General features: G+C 71.6%; 17 protein-coding genes. 6 read left to right on the top strand and 11 right to left on the bottom strand.

Features of this window, described 5'->3' with window-relative positions:
• Nucleotides 1-87: 87 nt before the first annotated feature.
• From OHA37_RS04500 to OHA37_RS04485, 4 genes are all read right to left on the bottom strand, one after another.
• Nucleotides 88-1,203: an aliphatic sulfonate ABC transporter substrate-binding protein gene (locus tag OHA37_RS04500; protein ID WP_266902675.1), complete on the bottom strand. Its 1,116-nt coding sequence runs from the start codon at nt 1,201-1,203 to the stop codon at nt 88-90.
• Between the two features lie 253 nt (nt 1,204-1,456).
• On the bottom strand, nt 1,457-1,555 hold the full coding sequence (locus OHA37_RS04495; protein ID WP_323182305.1) for a putative leader peptide: 99 nt from the start codon (nt 1,553-1,555) through the stop codon (nt 1,457-1,459).
• A gap of 172 nt (nt 1,556-1,727) precedes the next feature.
• The gene (locus tag OHA37_RS04490) at nt 1,728-2,186 is read right to left on the bottom strand and encodes an RrF2 family transcriptional regulator (RefSeq protein WP_266902673.1); all 459 of its coding nucleotides are present in this window, start codon (nt 2,184-2,186) and stop codon (nt 1,728-1,730) included.
• A 120-nt stretch (nt 2,187-2,306) separates the two neighbouring features.
• Nucleotides 2,307-3,512 (bottom strand): acyl-CoA dehydrogenase, encoded by a 1,206-nt coding sequence (locus OHA37_RS04485; protein WP_266902671.1) that lies wholly within the window; start codon nt 3,510-3,512, stop codon nt 2,307-2,309.
• 698 nt (nt 3,513-4,210) lie between these two features.
• Here OHA37_RS04485 and OHA37_RS04480 point away from each other — a divergent pair.
• The 4 genes from OHA37_RS04480 (at nt 4,211) to OHA37_RS04465 (ending at nt 8,394) form a co-directional block, all read left to right on the top strand.
• Nucleotides 4,211-4,762 carry a winged helix-turn-helix domain-containing protein gene (locus OHA37_RS04480; RefSeq protein WP_266902669.1) on the top strand — a complete coding sequence of 184 codons (552 nt, stop codon included), beginning with the start codon at nt 4,211-4,213 and terminating at the stop codon, nt 4,760-4,762.
• A 404-nt stretch (nt 4,763-5,166) separates the two neighbouring features.
• Nucleotides 5,167-6,330, top strand: a complete 1,164-nt coding sequence (locus tag OHA37_RS04475) for a hypothetical protein (protein ID WP_266902667.1) — start codon at nt 5,167-5,169, stop codon at nt 6,328-6,330.
• 49 nt (nt 6,331-6,379) lie between these two features.
• Nucleotides 6,380-6,832 (top strand): hypothetical protein, encoded by a 453-nt coding sequence (locus OHA37_RS04470; RefSeq protein ID WP_266902665.1) that lies wholly within the window; start codon nt 6,380-6,382, stop codon nt 6,830-6,832.
• Between the two features lie 326 nt (nt 6,833-7,158).
• Nucleotides 7,159-8,394 (top strand): MFS transporter, encoded by a 1,236-nt coding sequence (locus OHA37_RS04465; RefSeq protein ID WP_266902663.1) that lies wholly within the window; start codon nt 7,159-7,161, stop codon nt 8,392-8,394.
• Nucleotides 8,395-8,436: 42 nt separating this feature from the next.
• Here OHA37_RS04465 and OHA37_RS04460 read toward each other — a convergent pair whose 3' ends face one another.
• The 6 genes from OHA37_RS04460 to OHA37_RS04435 form a co-directional block, all read right to left on the bottom strand.
• Complete coding sequence (locus OHA37_RS04460) at nt 8,437-9,255, bottom strand: class I SAM-dependent methyltransferase (protein ID WP_266902661.1); 819 nt, start codon at nt 9,253-9,255, stop codon at nt 8,437-8,439.
• Between the two features lie 78 nt (nt 9,256-9,333).
• Complete coding sequence (locus tag OHA37_RS04455; protein ID WP_328693084.1) at nt 9,334-10,497, bottom strand: alpha/beta fold hydrolase; 1,164 nt, start codon at nt 10,495-10,497, stop codon at nt 9,334-9,336.
• Nucleotides 10,498-10,790: 293 nt separating this feature from the next.
• The gene (locus tag OHA37_RS04450; protein WP_266902657.1) at nt 10,791-11,666 is read right to left on the bottom strand and encodes an oxygenase MpaB family protein; all 876 of its coding nucleotides are present in this window, start codon (nt 11,664-11,666) and stop codon (nt 10,791-10,793) included.
• A 153-nt stretch (nt 11,667-11,819) separates the two neighbouring features.
• Entirely contained in the window at nt 11,820-13,949 is a 2,130-nt protein-coding gene (locus OHA37_RS04445) for an MMPL family transporter (RefSeq protein ID WP_266902655.1), read from the bottom strand.
• Between the two features lie 155 nt (nt 13,950-14,104).
• Nucleotides 14,105-14,545: a MarR family winged helix-turn-helix transcriptional regulator gene (locus OHA37_RS04440; RefSeq protein WP_266902653.1), complete on the bottom strand. Its 441-nt coding sequence runs from the start codon at nt 14,543-14,545 to the stop codon at nt 14,105-14,107.
• A gap of 88 nt (nt 14,546-14,633) precedes the next feature.
• Nucleotides 14,634-15,881: an NAD(P)/FAD-dependent oxidoreductase gene (locus tag OHA37_RS04435; protein ID WP_266902651.1), complete on the bottom strand. Its 1,248-nt coding sequence runs from the start codon at nt 15,879-15,881 to the stop codon at nt 14,634-14,636.
• Nucleotides 15,882-16,184: 303 nt separating this feature from the next.
• Here OHA37_RS04435 and OHA37_RS04430 point away from each other — a divergent pair, with 303 nt between their 5' ends.
• The gene (locus OHA37_RS04430; RefSeq protein ID WP_266902649.1) at nt 16,185-16,949 is read left to right on the top strand and encodes a phosphodiesterase; all 765 of its coding nucleotides are present in this window, start codon (nt 16,185-16,187) and stop codon (nt 16,947-16,949) included.
• On the opposite strand, the gene OHA37_RS04425 is transcribed toward OHA37_RS04430, so the two are convergent.
• Nucleotides 16,922-17,221: a DUF2087 domain-containing protein gene (locus tag OHA37_RS04425; RefSeq protein WP_266902647.1), complete on the bottom strand. Its 300-nt coding sequence runs from the start codon at nt 17,219-17,221 to the stop codon at nt 16,922-16,924. The genes OHA37_RS04430 and OHA37_RS04425 overlap by 28 nt on opposite strands.
• A 201-nt stretch (nt 17,222-17,422) precedes the next feature.
• Between OHA37_RS04425 and OHA37_RS04420 the strand changes: the two genes are divergently transcribed.
• Nucleotides 17,423-20,197 (top strand): penicillin acylase family protein, encoded by a 2,775-nt coding sequence (locus OHA37_RS04420; protein ID WP_266902645.1) that lies wholly within the window; start codon nt 17,423-17,425, stop codon nt 20,195-20,197.

Genomic DNA, 20,197 nt, shown 5'->3' with positions numbered 1-20,197 from the left:
CGCAGCGGTATGCCGGTGGGATCCGCGGCGCGAACGCCGGTGCGACGGCGGTCCGGGAGGACGGCCGTCGCACGGGCGGAGCGTGTGCTACTTGGCGCCGAGTCCGGCGTCGGAGACCTCGGGCTGGCCGGCGGCCTTGAGGACCTTGTTCAGGAGCGTCAGGTCGTAGATGCCGCTCAGGTCGGGCTTCTCGATGAGCTTGGCCTTGACGGCCCACTCGGACTGGGTCTTGAGGGTTGCGGCGAGGGGGTCGTTGGTGATGAGGATGCTGGGCCAGGCGGGGTCGATGACCTTGGCGTCGAGGGGCTTGCCGCCTTCGGCGGCGAGCTTGGCGTTCGCGGAGGCCTTGGCCTTGTCCGGGTTGGCGTTGATCCACTCGTTGGTCTTCACGGTTCCCTTGAGCACGGCCTCGACGACGTCGGGGTGCTCCTTGAGGAACTTCTGGGACACGATGATGTTCGTGATCACGAACTTCTTGTCGGGCCACAGGGTGGTTTCGTCGAGGAGGACGGAGCCGCCGTCGGAGACGAGCTTGGAGGCGGTGGGCTCGGGGACCCAGGCGCCGTCGATGGAGCCGGACTTGAAGGCGTCGGGGGTGACCTTGTTGTCGGTGCGGACGACGGAGACGTCGCCCTTGCCGGACTCCGGGTCGACCGTCCAGCCCTTTTCGGCGATCCAGTTGAGGAACGCGACGTCCTGGGTGTTCCCCTTCTGGGGGGTGGCGATCTTCTTGCCCTTGAGGTCGTCCAGGGTCTTGATCTTCGCCGGGTTCACGACCAGCTTGACGCCGCCGGAGGCGGAGCCGGAGATGATCCGCAGGTTGGAGCCCTTGGACTTGACGTAGGCGTTGATCGAGGGGGAGGGGCCGATGAAGCCGATGTCGAGAGAGCCACCGTTGAGGGCTTCGATCTCGGACGGGCCGGCGTTGAAGGACTGCGGCTTGATGGCGGTGGCGCCGAGTTCCTTGGCGATCAGGCCTTCCTGGAGACCGACCAGCGCGGTGGCGTGGGTCAGGTTGGGGAAGTAGCCGATGCGGACCTCGGAGGCGGACAGCTTCTTGCCGGCGTCGGCGGCGACGTTCTCCTTCGCGGGAGCGTCGTCCTTCTTGGCCTCGGAACCGTAGCCGCAGGCGGTGAGCAGCAGGGGGAGCGCAGCGGTCAGGGCGATGGCACGCAGGGTGGTGAGCGGTCTTGCGGCAGACACGGAGGTGTCCTTTCACGGGTGGTGGTCGGGGGAGATGCGGTGATGCGGAGATGGCAAGTACGGGGACGAGGCGGTACGGAGACGGCGGCGCGGAGGCGTCGGCACGTGCGGCAGCCGTTCCCGGCCGTGGGCGGCGGGATCACGGGAGCGCGCGGGCGGTGATGTCGGCCGAGGGGCCGGGCCGGCCGACGGCGAGGGGCTGCTCAGTGCCCCGGCAGTGCCCTGCGCGGGGTACCGGGCCCTGCGGCCGGTGTCAGGAAGGCTGACAGATGGCGCTGGACGTACGGACCAGGTCGATGTGCCGGCGGGAGGTCAGGGACGGGATCCGGCCGGCGCGCTGCAGTGTCTGCACGGCCACCTCACCCCCTGATTCCTAGTTTTCCCACCTGGTTGGTAGGCATATTGGCAGACAGGAAGGCGCGCCCCAAGAGACTGACCACATTCTGGACGGTTGAATCTCGAAATATGAGAAACCGCAGGTGGGGCAGGGGTGGGGTGAGGGTGGGACAGGGGTGCGGCGAGGGCTAGGGATTGGTCCAGGCGTCGGGAGCGCGGGACAGGGCGGACACGTCGGGGGGCAGATCGGACGATGCGACGTCCGCGAGCGTCACGCCGTCGAGGATCTCGCGGACGTTGGCCCGAAGTGCGATCCACAGGGGGAGGAGAGCCTGCGCGGGGCCCGTGTACGTCAGATCGGGCGGGCGAACCCCGCGCACCGAGACGAGCGGTCCGTCCACGACGCGGATGACGTCCGCGATGCTGATCGACTGGGCGGGCTTGGCCAGCCAGTAACCGCCGTTGCCCCCGCGCTGGCTCAGCACGAGACCGCCCCGGCGCATGTCGTTCAAGATGCCTTCGAGGAACTTGTGCGGGATGTCCTGGGCGTCGGCGATGGCCTCGGCCTTCAGCGGCCCGTCATCCTGTGACGCGGCAAGCTGCAGTGCGGCACGTACCGCGTAGTCCGCCCTGGCTGAGATCCGCATGTGGCCATTATCCCGCATGCCTGCGCGCCCGGCGTCCGCCGCGGGTGCGCCGCCGGCCACGGGGCGGGTACGAGCACCCGCCCCGCGGCCGGGGATCAGCACCCCGCGCGGTGCCTCGGGTCAGTGGAAGGCCGCCGCCACCGCACGGTGGGAGCCGTTGAGGTAGTGCTCGCCGATGGAGCGCAGACGGTGCGCGGCAGGGTGGTGGGCCGTCAGGACGCGGGCGTTGCGCCAGAAGCGGTCCAGCCCGGGAGCGTCGGCGAGTTCCAGCACGCGCGCCGTGACGTGCAGGGCGGCCTTCGACGTCACCGTCTCGGCCGTGGCGACCAGGGCGGCGATGCCCGCGGGTTCCTCGGCGTCGAGCTGCGCACCGGTGTCGAGGGCCCGCGCCATCACCTCGGTCGCCCGGTCCACCACGGCGGTGGCCGTCTGGGCGGCGGAGGCGAGTTCCCCGTACGTCAGGAAGAGGTCGGGGTCCGCACCGGGCAGTCGGTATGCGTGGCCGCCCCTGCTGAGGTCGCGCGCTTCGGTGAGGGCGCCCTCGACGATCCCGAGGCCGACGTGGCACAGGGCCAGCCGGAGCACCGGATCGGCGAGCGAGGTGAAGGGAGCGGCCGGCTCCTCGTCGTACGGGCGGCGGCCCAGCACCTGTCCGGGCGTGACGGTGACCCGGTCGAAGGCCACCTCGCCGGCGCCGACCACGCGCTGCCCGAGGCGGTCGTGGGCGGGTTCGATGGTCATGCGCGGAACGCCGGGTGGGATCCGTACGACCAGGACGTCACCGGTCACCGCGCAGACGGCGTCGACCACGATCTGGTCGGCGACGGCCACCGCCGTATCCACGAAACGGCGCCCGCTCAGCACGTAGCCGGTGTTGCGGGGCTGCAGCGTGAGGTCCGGCCCGCCGGTGTCGTCGTCGGGCTCCGGGGTGCGGATGGCGCCGGTCCACAGCCACTGCTCGCGCACCGACTGCTCTTCGAGGTCGGTCGCGTGGTGGTGGTTCGCGTAGAAGCGTCCGCTCCACGCGTGCACGTAGTGGCGGGCCAGTACGTCGCCGACGGAGCTGTCCGCCGTGGAGAGCTTCCGGATGACGGTGCATCCGGTACGCCAGTCCGCTCCCCGGCCCGGCCCGGGCGGGGTGAGGCCGGTCAGCAGACCGGCCTCCCGGAGCCGGGCCACCTCGTCGGTCGGCGGCCTGCCCGCCCGGTCGCGGAAGATGGCGTCCGCGGCGAGATCGTCCGCCACGTCGTCGGCGGTACGCAGGAGCGCCGCCCGGCGCTGCTCGTCGGCGGACCGACGGCCGATGGTGCTCGGTGTCGTCGGCATGGGAGTCACCGACACACCCGGGCGTCGCCGCGTGGCGCTGGGGCTGGGCGGACAGCGGTGCCATGGGGGGTGGCGGTGGTCATGTCGACTACTCCGGAAGATTGTTGGGGCTTCGGCCGGTGGCTCGCCGGGTGGCGCGGGAGGTGCTCGAACCGCGCTTCACCGGATCCCCACCTTTCCCATCGGATTGATAGGGATACTTGCCCGAAGCGGCCTTCCCGGCAAGTGCCTGACCGCATGGCGGACAGTCCGGTCTTGAGATGAGAGATGACGCAAGGTCAGGAGACCCACCGGCCGGCACGGCCGGGGTCGGTGGTCGCCGGAGGTGCGACCGGACGGCTCCTATTCCCTATCTAATTGATAGGAAAGTATTGACGAGGGCCCGTCGGGCACCTCACGATGTGCCCATGCCCCCGTCGCAGCCGTTGCTCGTACGCCGCAGGCACGTTGACCTCCGTCTCGTCGCCAGCGCCGTCTGCCGACCCGTCTAAGGCTTCTCCGGCAGGGCATTTCCACTCCGCGCGCGGGCGATCCGGCCGCCGCTTCGCTCCGTACGCCACCCTCTCCTCCCGGTGGCGGTCCTCCTGGCGTCGACCCCTCTGAGCCACCCCGCCGGATCCGTCATGGATCCGCCCTGCCCTGTCGTGGCCGAACGCCCGGCATCCGTAGTTCACTCCGAGCAGCCGAAGGGGCTCATCATGACCACCGCGCTCCCCGCACCCGCCACCCGCCGCTTCCCGGCCTCCCGACTCCAGCTGGTCGGTGACCATCCGACCGCCGTCCCCGCCGACGGAACGCACGGCGGCCGCATCGGATACCTGGTGTTCTTGCCGGCGAACGTGGACCCGGTGGCGCTGATGAACTCGCACGGTGTGCGCCCGGAGATGCGTCCCCTGGATCCCGGGCCGCAGCGGGCTCCCGATCCGGAACCGGCCTCCCGCCTCGAGCCCGTACGCTCCGGCGACGCCATTCAGGTCGACCGGGAACGCCGGCTGGTCGAGGTCGCCGGCCGCGAACTGGAGCTCACCTACCTGGAGTTCGACCTCCTGTCCCACTTCGTGGCCCACCCGCACACGGTCCACACACGGGAGGCGCTCATCTCGACCATCTGGGGTTACGGGCACGTCGGCGACGGCCGCACCGTCGACGTCCACGTGGCCCGGCTGCGCCGCAAGCTCGGCCCCGCCCACCGGGGCCGCATCTCCACGGTGCGGCGCGTGGGCTACAAGTACGTGCCCGACCACCCGTAGCCTCCGGGGTCCGACAATTTTCCCATACAAGGTCAACATCCACAGAACGGCTTGAAAAACGCAATTACGCTCTGAACGCCTTGACTTGACGGGCAGTTGGGCATAGACCTGTCGTACCGGCCGGGCGAGGGAGAGGCCCGCCGGACCGTACATATGACGGGGATGCCGGACGCCGTGACCGCGCACTGGTCGGCGGGTCCGTCGCCTCATCGGAACCGGCGCTCTGGTTGCCGGTCCACATCAGTCGGGTTCCGTGCGGGCGGCGGACCGACGACATGGCCCCGAGGGCATCAAGACGTGGCAGGTGGGGACGCGCGGACGGTGATACCGGCGCGCGGATGCTGCCGTGCACCGCCCTGGGGCCGTACGCGATGCGCGTACGAGCGAGAGAAGGGGTGGTCGGCATGAGCCGACCCGACATGATGCGAGGACCCACCGGCGGGCAGGTGAGCGAAAGCTCCCGCCGCCAGGCACTCGCCGACTTCATGCATCCGCAGGCACCGATGTCCAACGTCGTCGGCTTCGGCCACGGTGTGAAGTGGACCGGTGGACAGCCGACCGGCGAGCCCGCACTGCTGGTCTTCGTGAACCAGAAGGTGCCCGAGTCGATGCTCCCCGAACGGGACGTCGTGCCGCGGCAGATGGACGACGGCACTCCGACCGACGTGATCGCGGTCGGCCACGTCTTTGCCCAGCGCGCCCAGCAGCCGCGCCGGACGATGATCGAGCAGGACGACCTCGCCTACCGGGCAGACGGCAGCGCACGCGACTGGTCGACGCAGCTCTCGCACGGGCAGCCGATGCTCCAAGAAGGCTCCGGAGTCGGCTTGTTCGAGCCGCAGTTGCTCAGGCGCAGGATGCGGCCGTGTCCATCCGGCTTCTCGGTCGGCAACGTACGGGTGACGGCCGGCACGCTCGGCAGCGTGGTGTACGACTTCCTTCCCGGTGCCTCCACCGACCCGCCGGGCCCGGGGCTCGGCACGCCCGCGAGGTTCTACATCCTCAGCAACAACCACGTGCTGGCGGACTCGAACCAGGCTCCGGCGGGAAGCGCCATCGTCCAGCCGGGCACCTTCGACGGCGGACGGGATCCCGCCGACCGGATCGCGACGCTGGACCGGTTCATCACCCTCCAGTTCGCCCCGCTGATCCCCGTGGAGCGGCACAACAACATCGTGGACGCGGCGCTGGGCGCGGTCGAGTTCCAGGACGCGACCCGGGACCAGTACTTCAGCGGCGTACCGCGGGCCTGGCGGCGCAAGGCCAACGTGGCCGTGGGCGACCTCGTCCGGAAGACCGGCAGGACGACGAACGTCACCTTCGGCCGGATCGTCTCGGTCGACGCGACGATCGACGTGAACTACGGGGCGGCGGGCACCGCGCGCTTCAAGGACCAGATCCTGACGACCAACATCTCCGCGGGCGGCGACTCCGGTTCGCTGGTGACCTCCCAGGACGGTGTCGCGCTGGGTCTGCTCTTCGCCGGATCCCAGGTCATCACCGTGGCCAACCACATCGAGAACGTCCGGACCCTGCTGCGTGTCGAGATCGCCGAGCAACTCGCCTGACAGGAAAGGGTTCCTGACCACCGTCAGCAATCCGGAGAGGACTCTCCGCATGACCGTTCACGCACAGAAGACGTCGAAGGGCCGGCAGACCGGCCGTGAGCACCGCTTCCTGAACTCGCAGGGAGCCGAGGTGAAGACCCGCGACGAAGCCTTCGCGCCGGCCCGGGAGGCATCGGCGCAAGCCGTCTCGACCACCACGAAGCTCCAGCTCCACAACGGCCCGACCACGTTCGACATGGAAGTGACCTACAACCCGAACACCTACCCGTACGTGGTCACGGGCGGCCGGATCACCTCGGGCATCTGCGGCGCTCCGTGGGACATCACGGGCGGCTCCTTCGGGGAGCAGCTGAGACTGGAGGCCAAGCGGTCGGGGCCGGGCTCGTGCGCCGACTCCGTCATCATCGTCGGCGAGTACCAGAACCCGCCGTCCTACCGCGGGACGTACGGCTTCCAGGGCGCCTCGTCCACGTTCAAGCACACGACACGGTACGAGTGCTGACCCTCTGCGAGGAGTGAGAGGGCGCACGGACGGCCCCTGTTCACCCCGGCCCCGGCCGGGTGGGCAGGGGCCGTCCCCGTGCGTAGCGCCGAATGCACCGGCCACCATGTGCCCGGCCACCCCGCATGAATGAACATTCAAACCCCCGGTCAGGGAGCCACCGAGGTTCTGCGCGAGGGGCGGTGACGGTCACTCAGGCGATCTATTCCACTTGCTCCGCCCATTCGGTGACCTCTAGCCTTCGTGATCGATTCAATGACGCAAAACGTGGTCAGGAAACGGACGAACTGGCCAGGTCTCCACGACTCCACGGATAGGGAACAACCGTGACCCTGACCACCGACGCCGTCGGGGAAGCGGCGGCGCCACCACTGTGGAGCAAGAACTTCCGGCTGTACTTCACCGCTCGTCTGGTCTCGCTCCTCGGTGACGCCATGCTGCCGGTGGCACTGATGTACGGCGTCGTGCAACTCGGCTACGGAGCCACCGGAGTGGGCTTCGTCCTGGCCGCGCAGATGCTCCCGTTCGCCGTGCTCATCCTGTTCGGCGGGGTGCTCGCCGACCGCTTCACACCCCGCCGCATGATGATCGGCGCGGACGCCGCGCGCTGCTGCCTCCAGATAGCCGCCGCGACCGCCTTCGGCACCGGGCACGCCCCGCTCTGGCTCCTGCTCCTCCTCGCGGCCGGAAGCGGTACCGCCTCGGCCGCGTTCCAGCCCGGCGTCGCCAGCATCGTTCCCCAGGTGGCGAAGGACCTGCAGCGGGCCAACGCCACCATCCGCATCGCCGAGGCCATCGCCTCGATGGCCGGGCCGACCATCGCCGCGGTCCTGGTCGCGGTGTTCGGCGTAGCCCTGGTCCTCACCATCGACGCGGCGACCTTCGCCGTCAGCGGCGCCTGTCTCCTCCTGCTGCGGCTCGCCCCCGCGCCCACCCCGGACCGCACGACGTCCACCTGGCGCAACCTCCTCGAAGGCTGGCACGAGTTCCGCTCCCGTACCTGGCTGTGGGTGGTCATCCTGGCCTGGGCCGTCAACGGCATCACGACCTTCGGTCCCCTGCGCCCCCTCACCACGCTCCTGGTCGCGAACGAGCACGGGGCCACCGGCCTCGGCCTGGTCTGGACGGCGTTCGGGGCGGGCAACGTCCTGGGCGGTCTGATCGGCATGCGGTTCCGCCCGAAGCGGCCGCTGGCCGCCGGAGCGGTCGCGATGTTCGCCTGGGTCGTCCTCCCCCTCTCCAACGCCCTGGGCCTTCCACTGTGGTCGACGTGCGTGTGCTTCGTGGTGGGCGGGGCCGCCTGGGCGTTCTGGAGCGTCATGTGGGCCACGAGCGTCCAGTCCCAGGTCCCCGCGGCCGTACTGAACCGGGTCTACGCCTACGACGTCGCCGGGTCCCTCATCGCCTTCCCCGTCGGCCAGGCCCTGGCGGGCCCGGTCGCCGAACTCATCGGCGCACGCACGCTGCTGTACGTGTCCACCCTGGTCGCGGTGGTGACCTTCGCGGTGCTGCTGTCGGTCCCGGCGGTCCGCTCCTTGCGGCGGGCGGAGCCGCCGGCGTGACCCGTAGCGAACCGTGCGCCTGAGGACCCGACGGCGCGGACTTCAGGCCCGTCGGGCCGTGACCAGCAGGTACTCCCAGTCCATGGCTCCGTCGACGAGGTGCCGCGCGACCAGGTCGTCGAGGGCCGCGTCGAGGGCGGACACCCGCTCGGGGTCCTCGGACACGAAGCGGTACGTGGCGATGGTCGGCCCGTAGGAGGCCTTGAAGTACTCGCGGAACTCCTCCGGCCGCGCGAACCGGTCCACGCGCAGCGTCTGCCGGCGGGCGTCGAAGTCGATCACCCGGTCCCCGAGCAGGGTGCGCACGTGTTCCGGGTCGCCCCACAGGGGCGGCGGCTGGACACCGGGCGGCGGCGGTGGAGCGTAGGGACGCATCGTCGCGAACATCTGCCCGATGAACCCTTCGGGGGTCCAGTTGATCAGCCCGATGGTGCCGCCCGGCCGGCAGACCCGGACCAGTTCGTCGGCCGTCTCCTGGTGGTGCGGGGCGAACATGACGCCGACGCAGGACATCACCGTGTCGAACTCGCCGTCCGCGAAGGGCAGGGCTTCCGCGTCCGCTTCCCGCCAGTCCAGCCGGGCGCCGCGGGTCTCCGCGAGTCGGCGGCCGGCCTCCAGGAGCTCGGGCGTGAGGTCGGAGGCGATGACCTCGGCGCCGAGGAGGGCCGCGGGGATGGACGCGTTGCCGGAGCCCGCCGCGACGTCGAGGACGCGGTCACCCTGCTCGATGCCGCAGGCCCGGACCAGCTCGCCACCCAGCTCGTTGACCACGTTCGAGGCGACGGAGGGGTAGTCACCCAGCGCCCACATCGCACGGTGCTTCGCCTTCAGGGCATCGGGGGGTGCATTCTCGTTGCTCATGCCTCTATGAGTAGCGTCTGCGCAGGTCCCGGGGAGGACGACGCCGCGGACGAGTACCCCGCCCGGCCCACTCCGCGCTCACCCCTCGGGAGCGGGGGCCGGAGCGCCCGCCACCAGGGCCTCCACCTGCGGCCGCAGCGCGGGCTCCGCGCACAGCGCGAAGTGATCGGTCCGCCGCAGGTCGAACACCCCCCGCACGCCACGCCGCCGCGCATGTGCGACCAGATCGTTGAAGTGCGTCTCGAAGCGCGTGGAGAAATGGATCCGCACCGGCCCCCCGCACACCGACCGCAGCCGCTCGCACCGGCGTACGAACCGCTCGTAGGACCCCACCTCCTCCGCGTCCTCCCACACCTCGCCGGCGTGCCGGCACACCTGCGCCAGGTCCTTCCCGGCGATCCGGTGCAGGTAATCGCAGAAGTTCGCGAAGTCGTCCAGGTCCAGGGTCCCCGCCACGATTCCGCGCAGCGCCGCCGCCGGATCGGACAGGTCCAACCCGGCCAGGGCCCGGGTGACGGGGAGTGTGGAGCGGTTCATGTTCGGATCCAACAACAACACCCCGGCCAGCGCGGGCCGTTGCTCCGGCCGCTCCGCCCACTGCTCGGCCAGGCGCAGGACCGTGTCGGCCCCGTACGAGAACCCCACGAGCACGAGCCGCTTGCCCGGGTGGCGCCGGGCGAGCGCCCTGATGGCGCCCGCGATCAACTCGGTGTGCGTGGCCAGGCCGATCGGCCGGTAGCGCGCGTCCCGCGCCTCCTCCGGATGGTGACCGAAGGCCGTCAGCGCGACGGTGTGCGGCCGGGCCGAGACCATGTACGGGCGGAACTCCGAGGCGTCCGTGCCCAGACCGTGCAGCAGGACCACCAGGTCGCGCGAAGCCGTGGCCCGCTCCAGGTAGCGCAGCCGGCGGCCGAAGACCATGTGGTCCGCCGGCAGGTCCACGTCGAAGTCGTCGGCGCTGATCTCGAAGGAACCCTCGACCACCACCGGCCCCGCGTCCCGGCCGGCCGAACCCGCCCTGCCGCCGCTCCACCGTCCGAGGCCGAAACCGGCGCACGCGGCGAGGAGAGCTGCACCGGCCGGCGCTACGGCGTGCGCCCCGGCCCAGGCGAGTACGGCGCGGGCCTCGTCGGCGTAGATCCCGATCAGGATCCCCAGTGCACCGCCGACCCCGGCCAGGGCCGCGCGCACTCGGGTCACCATGCCCCTGGCCGGGGCGGGGGCCGGGCCCTGCGCCGTCATCCCGCGCCCCGCGGCCCCGCTGACGTCCGCGCCCCTGCCCGTACCCGCACCCTTGCCCGTACCCGCGCCCCTGCCCGTTCCCCCACCCCGTCACCCCGTCTTCCGCGCCGCGGCCCCCGTCGCACCGGTGTCCGCGTCCCTTACCCCCGGGGCGGGCGGGCGAAGCCCTTCCGGTTCCGGGGCCTCGGGCCGGCAGGTCGGCGGGCCGGTCCCGCAGGAGGGGTGCAGGAGGGAGCCACCGCCGTCGCCGGTGTGCAGGTACCCGCTCGGCGAACCGGCCCGTGCGCGAGGGCTCAGTGCGGCTGTCGGGGCGGTGGGGCCATCGCCCACCGGATCGTCCGGGTCAGGGCGTGCCCTGACACGGATACGCAGGTCCCCGCCGGGCCGGTCGCGGGGCGCAGGCCGAGCAGGGCCGGGGCCCACGGGGGCAGCAGGGCGATCGCGTTCGCGGCGAGGAGGGCGTACGGGGCCCGGGCCGGCCGGGGCACCGGCGGATGGCGCAGGAGGAAGCGCGCCGCGTCGAGGGCTTCGGGCGTGGCCCGCAGCTCCGTCCGGTACTGAGCCAGAAGGGCCAGCAGTGATGCCCGGTCGCGTGGTGGGGCCACCACGCCGAGCGCCGTTGCCACGCGCGCCGTGTCGGCGACGTAGGCGTCGTATCCGGCCGCGTTCAACGGGTGTGCTCCGAAGCGCTCGTGCGCACGGAGGAAGCTGTCGACCTCCGCGGCGTGCACCCAGCCCAGCAGGTGGGGATCGGCCGCGCAGTAGGGCTCGCCCGCCGCCGTGGTGCCCCGCACCCGCTCGTGGACCGCCCGGACCCTGTCGACGGCGAGCTGTGCGTCCTGAGCCGTGCCGTAGGTGGTGACGGCCAGGAAGGTGCTGGTGCGCTGGAGCCTGTCCCACGGGTCGCCGCGGAAGCCGGAGTGCGCCGCCACGGCGGCCATGGCGAGCGGGTGCAGGGACTGGAGCAGGAGGGCGCTGAGGCCTCCGATGAACATCGAGGCGTCGCCGTGGACCGTACGGATGGGGCGGTCGGGGCCGAACCACCGGGGTCCGGGTGCCGTGTGGATCCGTGCGCGGTTGGCGGGGCCGGATGGTCCCGCCACCCGGCTGAACAGCGTCGAGCCGAGCCGCGCCCGGAGGTTCCGGTCTCCGGCAGAGGACTTGTCCATGGTGGTGTCCTGCCCGCCCGGAGCACGGTTCAATGCTCCGGGCGGGTCCGGGCGGGTCCGGGCGGGTCCGGGCGGGTCCGGGCGGGTCCGGGCGGGTCCGGGCGGCTCCGGGCCGCTCCGGGGGAGCGCCGGGGGCCGTGACCGCCGGTGGGGTCAGTGCTGATCGTCCTTGTCGGTGGTGCGGCTGAGCGCTCCGGGCCACCACGCGGCCGGGCCGATGTCGCGGACGAGCGCCGGCACCAGGAGGGACCGGACGACGAGCGTGTCGAGGAGCACGCCGAAGGCCACGATGAAGGCGATCTGGAGCATGAACGCCAGCGGGATGACACCGAGCGCGGCGAACGTGGCGGCGAGGACGACACCCGCGGAGGTGATCACGCCACCGGTGGCCACCAGCCCCCTCAGTACGCCCTGGCGCGTGCCGTGCCGAAGGGATTCCTCGCGGACCCGGGTCATCAGGAAGATGTTGTAGTCGACCCCGAGAGCCACCAGGAAGACGAAGCCGTACAGCGGGACGGAGGAGTCGGTGCCGCTGAACCCCAGGAGCTGCTGGAACACGATCGCGGAGATGCCCAGGGTCGCGACGAAGCTGAGGGCGACGGTGGCGACGAGGAGCAGGGGCATCAGCACCGAGCGCAGCAGCCCCGCGAGGATGATCAGGATGATCACGAGGACGACCGGGATGATGAGGGTGCGGTCGTTCTCGGCGGTGCGCTGGGTGTCGTACTGCTGCGCGCTGTAGCCGCCGACGATCGCGTCCGCGTCCGGTACGGCGTGCACCGCCTCACGCAGTCGGACGACGGTCTGCTGCGCCGACCTGCTGTCCGAGGGCGCTTCGAGCGTGGCGTTGAGGCGGACCTTCCCGTCCGCCACGAGCGGGGGGCCGCCCGCCGGTCCCGGTGCGGTGAGGGGGGTGACGGAGGCGACGCCTTCGGTACCCTCGGCCGCCCGCGTGACCTGGTCGATCCGGCCGGCGTCCGCGATCACGATGGCCGGATTGCCCGATCCTCCGGGGAAGTGCTCGCTCAGGGTCTGCTGGGCGGCCACCGACGGGGCGTCGTTCACGAAGATCTCGTCCAGCGGCACGCCCTTGGCGTTGAGCGTGGGTGCGAAGGCGGCGCAGGCCAGGAGGGCGACGAGGCTGAGGGCCCAGACCTTGCGCGGAGCACGGTCCACGAGGGCAGCCACGGTCTTCCAGATTCCGTGGCCGGTGCCGGTTCCGGTGCCCTCGTCGGCGGCGGTGTGGCCGATCTTGGCCGGCCAGTAGGCGGCGCGGCCGAGCAGGACGAGGGCGGCCGGCAGGAAGGTGAGGGTGCTCAACACCGCGCACACGATGCCGATCGCTCCCACGGGACCGAGGGCACGGTTGTTGGTGAGGTCGCTCAGCAGCAGGGCGAGCAGGCCGAGGGCGACGGTGCCCGCGCTCGCCGTGATGGGGCCGACCGACCGGCGCAGGGCCGCCCGTACGGCGGCGAACCGGTCCGAGCGGGCCTGGAGCTCCTCGCGGAAGCGAGCCGTGAGCAGCAGCGCGTAGTCGGTGGCCGCGCCGATCACGAGGATCGAGAGGATGCCCTGCACCTGCCCGTCGACGCGGACGATCCCGCGGTCGGCGAGGACGTAGACGATCGCGCAGGCCAGTCCCAGGGAGAACACGGCCCCGATGATGATCACCACGGGCAGCAGCAGGCTGCGGTAGACCAGCAGGAGGATCAGCAGGACGGCTGCGAGCGCGACGCCCAGCAGGAGTCCGTCGATCCCGGCGAAGGCGTCGGAGAGATCGGCCTGGGTCGCCGCGGGGCCGGCCACCTGCGCGACGGTCCCGGGGACCGTCGCCGCGGCCGCCGCGATCTCCTCCAGCGCGCGGGGCAGCTCCTCGCCGAGGTCGGGCCGGAGCTGTACGACGCCTTGGAGCGCCTGACCGTCGGCGGAGAGGATGGCGGGGGAGGAGGGGCCGGCCACGAGACCGGCGTCGCCGCGCCCCGCGTCGCCGAGCCCGGCCAGGGCCCGTGTGGCGTCTTCCTGTTGCCGGGGGCCCAGCTGTCCGCCCGGAGTCTTCGCGGTCCACACCACGATCGCGGGCAGGCTCTCGTCCTGGCGGAAGGCCTTCTGCGCCTCGACGACCCGGGTGGATTCCGCGCTGCGGGGCAGGAAGGCCGTCTGATCGTTGGTGGCCACCTCGCCGAGCTTGCCCGCGTACGGGCCCAGTCCGCCCCCCACGAGCAGCCAGGCGACGAGCAGGACGACGGGGATCAGCCACCGGGTGGACCGTGGTGAGGCGGACATGGTGCTCCTGTGGATCTATCTCAACAGTTAACAATCTCAATGACTGAAATAGATTAGGCGATCGATCTTTGGAGGACGTCCCGGAGGGCCGCCGCTCGCTCGTACCCCCCGTCTTCCCCCGGAAGGGCCGGTACGGATGCGGGCCGGCCGGGAAATCAGCGTCCCGGAGCCCGCAGGTCGCCGAGTTCCTCGTTCATGGCGGCGAGGAACCTCAGGGCGATCGCGAGTTCCTCCTCGCTGAACCGGTGACGGGCGCTGTCGGTGGCCTCGGCCAGCGGGGTGAAGGAGGAGCGGGCCGCGGCCCTGCCCTGTTCGGCGTAGCGGATGTGGATGACGCGGCGGTCCTCGCTCTCCCTGGAGCGGGTGATGTGGCCGGCGCGCTCCAGCCTGTCGAGGCAGGCCGTGACGGCGCCCGAGGTGAGTCCGAGGTGCTCGCGCAGACGGCCGGGAGTGAGGGGTGCGGCGCTGTCGAGGATGACGGACAGGGCCTGGACGTCCGTGGGGTGGAGCCCTTGGGCGTGCGCGAATCCGTGGACCAGGCGGTTGATCTCCCCGTTCAGCCGCCTCAATTGTACGGCGAACGCATGGAGGCCCACCTCGCCGTTCCCTTCGGGGACACCTCCGCTGGACTTTCGCACATCCGTATTGGCCACCGGGCCAGCGTATAGAAGCATTCCGGCGGGTTCATCGGTCGAAGTCCGCCAGGACTTCGCGGGCGGCCTTGGACCCGGAAGCCAGGGCGCCCTGGAGCGAGCCGGTCGCCCTGTGGTCACCGCAGACGTACCGGTGCGGGCCGAACCTGGTCGTCCGGATCAGCGCAAGGGGCGGGGGCATGGCGGGAAGCGCGTCGCGCACCGTTTGCCGGTTCACCAGCTGCCAGGTGTCCGTGTCGGCTCCGTACGCTTCGGCGAGCGCGGCCCGGACCACTGCCTCCTCCGTGGGATCCGGTGCCCCGAGGACGGAGGTGGCAACGAGTGCGCGGCCGTCGGGGGCGTAGCCGGGGTGCACCTCGCTGAGCACGCAGGTGTTGAGGAACCGGCGCTTCGTGTCGATCACGAGGGTGGGCTCCCGAAGCGGCGAGCGATCGGCGGCGTGGTACAGGGTGGTGACCGTACGGCCGCCGGGCACGCTCAGCCCGGGCAGCAGCCGGACCGCCGCTGCCGCGTTGGTGGCGACGACGACGGCTCGGGCACGGCGTTCGGAACCGTCCGCCAGGGCCACCCCGTCGCCGGTCAGCCGGGCGATCGGGGTTTCGGTGCTGAGAACACCGGGCGGAAGGCGGTCGGCGAGCTGGGCGGGGACCGCTCCGATGCCGTCGGCGGGCAGGCACAGGGTGCCGCGCACCATGCTGCGCCAGACCAGGTGGAAGAACCGGGACGAGGTCTCCAAGCCGTCTTCGAGGAACACCCCGGACAGGAACGGCCTGAAGAAGGTCTCGACCAGATCGGCGGAGAGCCCGGCCTCGGCGAGCGCGGTGAGGGTCGTCCGATCGGGCCGCGCGCGCAGGAGGCGCGGCGGCAGGAGCGCGTCCTGCGCGGTGAGCAATCCGAGCGCGGCGAGGTCACGGGCCGTGGCCAGCCGGCCCGGCAGCAGATCGCGGCTCTCGCGCGGCCGCCGGGTGGGGTCCGTGAAGCGCAGCAGGTTGCCGCCGCCGGTGTGGACGAGCACGCCCGGCGTGAACGGCCTGAGGCGCAGGGGGCGGAGTGCGAGGCGGCGTTTGACTTGCGGGTACGCGGTGTTGAGCACCTGGAAACCACGGTCGGTGACGAAGCCGGAGGAGCGGTCGGTGCGCATGCGCCCGCCGACCGCGTCCGAGGCTTCCACCAGGCTGACGCGCAGGCCTCCGGCCAGCAGGTCCGCGGTGCAGGCGAGACCGGCGGCGCCCGCACCGATCACGATCACGTCCCGGCTGCTTCCCTGTTCCCGCCTCATGCGCGGTCACCTTCGCTTCAGGGTGATGGGGCTGTGGGCAATCGGCCGCGGCCCACGCTACGTCGGGGGGCGGGCCGGTGCGGTGGGGCGCGCCGGAGCGGCAGCAGCTGAGTCGTTCGTCCGCGAGTGCTTCCTCACCGCGGCTTCCGGGTGGGGGACTTGAAGCCGAGTTGCCGAGTCGCCGGATCGCCGGATCGCCGGATCGCCGGATCGCCGGATCGGCGGATCGCCGTCCGACTCCAGGCCGGACCGCGGCCCCGCGGGCATACAATCCCAGCTTCCGAACCGAAGGAGCCATCGCCCGTGATCGTGATAGCCCACCTCAGTGACGTCCACCTCGACGGCGGGGAGCGGGCCGCCGAGCGGACCCGCGTCGTCATGGAGTACCTGGAGGGGCTCCCGTACGAGCTGGACGCGGTGCTGGTGAGCGGGGACATCGCCGATCACGCACGCCCGGAGGAGTACGAGGAGGCGCGCAAGGCCCTCGGTTCCCGCCATCCGCTGGTCGTCTGCCCCGGGAACCACGACGACCGCGCCGCCTTCCGGCGCGGTCTGCTGGGGGAGGAGCGCCCGACCGCGGCCCCGGTCGACCAAGTGCTGCGCGGTGACGGCTTCGTCCTCGCGGTGTGCGATTCGTCCGTGCCCGGTGAACACCGCGGGTACCTGGAGGACTCGACGATCGCCTGGCTGGACGGGGTGCTCACCGACACCCCGCGCGAGGTGCCCGTACTGGTCGCCTTCCACCACCCGCCCGTCCCGCTGCACATCCCTTACGTGGACGGCATCCGGCAGTTCGGCGAGGAGCGGCTGGCGGCGCTGGCCGAGCGGCACCCGCACCTGACGGCGTTCCTGTGCGGGCACACCCACACCGGCGCGGCGACCACCTTCGCGGGGCGGCCGCTACTCGTGGCGCCGGGCGTGGTGTCCACGACGCGGCTCCCGTGGGAGGCGGCGTCCGGGGAAAACGAGTACATCCACGCGGACGAGCCGCCGGCCGTGGCCTTCCACGTGATCGGCGAGGACGGCCGGCTGACGACCCACTACAGGGTGGTCGTGGCCCGCCGGTAGCCGGAGCCGTCGCGGGTGCGGGTGAGGTGCCCGGCGATGACCAGGTACCGCCGCAGTGCCGCGCAGTCCTCGTGGACGGTGAGCAGCAGGCCGTTCACCTCCGGCTCGGTGTACGCGCGGTCCGCCGCGAAGAGGGTCTCGGTGAGGTGGGCGAGCAACTGCTCGCGGCGGGCGGCCTTGCGCGGGATCGCCGTCAGGCGGCCGTCGGCGGCGAAGAGGTCGGTGACGCCGCGTCGGGTGCGCGTGCTGGTCTCTGCGGTGCTTTGTGACATGCCGTGGAGCTTCGCCCGGCGGGTCGGTCCGGGGCAACGGGTTTTCCCACGCGCGAGGTCCGTCGTGCGAGGTCCGGCGCGGGATGTCCGGGGTGCGAGGCCCCGTACGGACAAAAAGTGACGGTCGTTCATCTTACTGAGTGGTAGCACCTGCCAGTACCCTCCCCGTGACCGGTTCCTGCCCCCCACGGAGGAGCACGTATGCGACGCCCCACCACGCGCATGAGAACTGCCGTCGCCACCGCACTCATCGCCCTCGGAGCGGCCCTTCTGACACCGGCCGCCCCGGCGGCCGGCGCTCCCGCGCCGCTCCCGATCGCCATCGCCCCCGCAGGCATTGCCGACTACGCCGACTACTGCGCAGGGCAGTGCGCGGACATCCTGCCGCCCGGCCAGAGCGGCAACGCCACCCTCGCCCAGATCCTCGCCCACAAGGCATTCGGCACGCTGCCCGCCCACACCTCCGACCAACTGGCGCGCTACGACTCCCTGGTGGCCGGCTATCCCGGCCTCACCGACGCCAAGGTCAACGAGTTCTTCAACGACGCCTCCTTCGGCGTCCCGGCCGACCAGGTCGAGTCCACCAGCAGCCCGCGTTCCGACGTCACCATCACCCGGGACAAGAAGAGCGGCGTCCCCCACATCAAGGGCACCACCCGCTACGGGACGTCCTTCGGCGCCGGTTACGCGGCAGCCCAGGACCGGCTCTGGCAGATGGACCTCTTCCGGCACGTCGGCCGGGGCGACCTCACCCCCTTCGCGGGCGGCGCCCTCGCCAACCAGGGCCTGGAGCAGCAGTTCTGGCCGCAGGCCCCGTACACCGAGGCGGACCTCCAGGCCCAGGTTGACCGGATCCGGACCGGGGAGGGCGAGCGCGGGCGGCTCGCGATGGAGGACGCCCAGGCGTACATCGACGGCATCAACGCCTACCGCGTGCAGTCCAAGAACGGCCGCTACTTCCCCGGCGAGTACGTGCTGACCGGGCACATCAACTCGATCACCAACGCCGGGGAGATCCAGCCCTTCAAGCTCACCGACCTGATCGCCCTCGCCTCCGTCGTGGGCGGCCTGTTCGGCGGCGGCGGAGGCGGCGAAGTCCAGGCCGCGCTCTCCCTGCTGTCCGCGCAGCAGACGTACGGCCTGGAGGAGGGGACCCGGGTCTGGGAGTCCTTCCGCCAGCGCGAGGACCCCGAAGCCGTGCTCACCGTCCACGACGGGACGAGCTTCCCCTACACGCAGAAGCCCGCCGACCCGCAGGGCGCGGCGCTGCCCGACGCCGGCTCGGTCACCGCCGAGCAGCTGGTGTACGACCGTACGGGCTCGGCCGCGACGGCGGCCGCGGCCACCCCGCCCAAGCCGTTGAAGCAGAGCATGTCCAACGCCCTGCTCGTCTCCGGCGCGAAGACCGCGAGCGGCCACCCGGTCGCCGTCTTCGGCCCGCAGACCGGCTATCTCGCGCCCCAACTCCTCATGCTCCAGGAGCTCCAGGGCCCGGGCATCAGCGCGCGCGGCGCCTCCTTCGCGGGCGTCAGCATGTACGTACAGCTCGGACGCGGCCAGGACTACGCCTGGAGCGCCACCTCGGCCGGCCAGGACATCACCGACACCTTCGCCGTCGAACTGTGCGAGTCCGGCGGCGGCGCCCCCACCAGGGCGAGCACCTCGTACCTCTACCGCGGCACCTGCACGCCCATGGAGAAGCTGGAACACACCAACACCTGGAAGTCCTCCGTCGCCGACCCCACCCCGGGCGGCTCCTACCGGATGCGGGTCTGGCGCACGAACTACGGCATCGTCACGCACCGCGCGACCATCGCGGGCAAGCCCGTGGCCTACACCGCGCTGCGCTCCACGTACCGCCACGAGGCCGACTCGATCATCGGCTTCCAGATGTTCAACGACCCCTCCTACGTGAAGGACGCCCGCACCTTCCAGGAGGCGGCCCGGCACATCGGCTACGCCTTCAACTGGTTCTACGCCGACTCGCGCGAAGCGGCCTACTACAACAGCGGGTCGAACCCGGTGCGTCCGGCCGGAGTCGACGCGGCGCTGCCCATCCAGGGCAAGCAGGGTTACGAATGGCAGGACTTCGACCCGGCCGCCAACACCGCGGCCTACACCCCGCCGTCAGAGCACCCGCAGTCCATCGGCCAGGACTACTACATCAGTTGGAACAACAAGCAGGCCAAGGGGTACGGTGCGGCCGGCTTCGGGATGGGCTCCGTGCACCGCGGGGACCTCCTCGACCAGCGCGTCAAACCGCTCGTCGCGGCCGGCGGGGTGACCCGGGCCAAGCTCACCCAGGCCATGGCCGACGCGGCCGTCACCGACCTGCGCGCCGAGAACCTGCTGCCCGAGCTGCTGGCCGTGCTCCGCAGCGCGCCCGTCACCGATCCGGCCGTCGGGGCCGCGATCGACAAGCTCGCCGCCTGGCAGGCCGCGGGCACCGAGCGCAAGGAGACCGCACGCGGTTCGAAGACGTACGCGCACGCGGACGCCGTACGGATCATGGACGCCTGGTGGCCGCTGCTCGTGGAGGCCGAGTTCAAGCCCGGCCTCGGGGCGCCGCTCTACGACGCCTTGCGCGCCTCGCTCACCATCGACGAGGCGCCCAACGCGGGCCACGGGCCGACCGGTTCACACGCCGGCTCGGCCTTCCAGTACGGCTGGTGGAGCTACGTGGACAAGGACCTGCGTACGGTGCTCGGCCGCCCGGTGTCCGGACCGCTGGCCCGGACGTACTGCGGGGGCGGCTCGCTCTCCGGATGCCGCGACGCCATGACGGCGACGCTCAAGCAGGCGGCGGCCGCCACCCCCGCCGCCGTGTATCCGGCGGACGGAACCTGCGCCGCGGGCAACCAGTGGTGCGCGGACGCGATCGTGCAGCGCCCGGTGGGCGGCCTGGCCCACCCGCAGATCAACTGGCAGAACCGGCCCACCTATCAGCAGGTGGTGGAGTTCCCCGCCCACCGCTGA

The organism is Streptomyces sp. NBC_00335 (assembly GCF_036127095.1).
Classification (GTDB): Bacteria; Actinomycetota; Actinomycetes; order Streptomycetales; family Streptomycetaceae; genus Streptomyces.
Note: the sequence above shows the minus strand (reverse complement) of the source record. Positions and strands in the feature narration are given on the sequence as shown.

Excerpts from the sequence above, each read along its gene's own strand:
- OHA37_RS04490 (WP_266902673.1), bottom strand. The coding sequence starts at position 2,186 with ATGCGGATCTCAGCCAGGGCGGACTACGCGGTACGTGCCGCACTGCAG.
- OHA37_RS04485 (WP_266902671.1), bottom strand. The coding sequence starts at position 3,512 with ATGCCGACGACACCGAGCACCATCGGCCGTCGGTCCGCCGACGAGCAG.
- OHA37_RS04480 (WP_266902669.1), top strand. The coding sequence starts at position 4,211 with ATGACCACCGCGCTCCCCGCACCCGCCACCCGCCGCTTCCCGGCCTCC.
- OHA37_RS04475 (WP_266902667.1), top strand. The coding sequence starts at position 5,167 with ATGAGCCGACCCGACATGATGCGAGGACCCACCGGCGGGCAGGTGAGC.
- OHA37_RS04470 (WP_266902665.1), top strand. The coding sequence starts at position 6,380 with ATGACCGTTCACGCACAGAAGACGTCGAAGGGCCGGCAGACCGGCCGT.
- OHA37_RS04460 (WP_266902661.1), bottom strand. The coding sequence starts at position 9,255 with ATGAGCAACGAGAATGCACCCCCCGATGCCCTGAAGGCGAAGCACCGT.
- OHA37_RS04455 (WP_328693084.1), bottom strand. The coding sequence starts at position 10,497 with ATGACGGCGCAGGGCCCGGCCCCCGCCCCGGCCAGGGGCATGGTGACC.
- OHA37_RS04450 (WP_266902657.1), bottom strand. The coding sequence starts at position 11,666 with ATGGACAAGTCCTCTGCCGGAGACCGGAACCTCCGGGCGCGGCTCGGC.
- OHA37_RS04445 (WP_266902655.1), bottom strand. The coding sequence starts at position 13,949 with ATGTCCGCCTCACCACGGTCCACCCGGTGGCTGATCCCCGTCGTCCTG.
- OHA37_RS04435 (WP_266902651.1), bottom strand. The coding sequence starts at position 15,881 with ATGAGGCGGGAACAGGGAAGCAGCCGGGACGTGATCGTGATCGGTGCG.
- OHA37_RS04425 (WP_266902647.1), bottom strand. The coding sequence starts at position 17,221 with ATGTCACAAAGCACCGCAGAGACCAGCACGCGCACCCGACGCGGCGTC.
- OHA37_RS04420 (WP_266902645.1), top strand. The coding sequence starts at position 17,423 with ATGCGACGCCCCACCACGCGCATGAGAACTGCCGTCGCCACCGCACTC.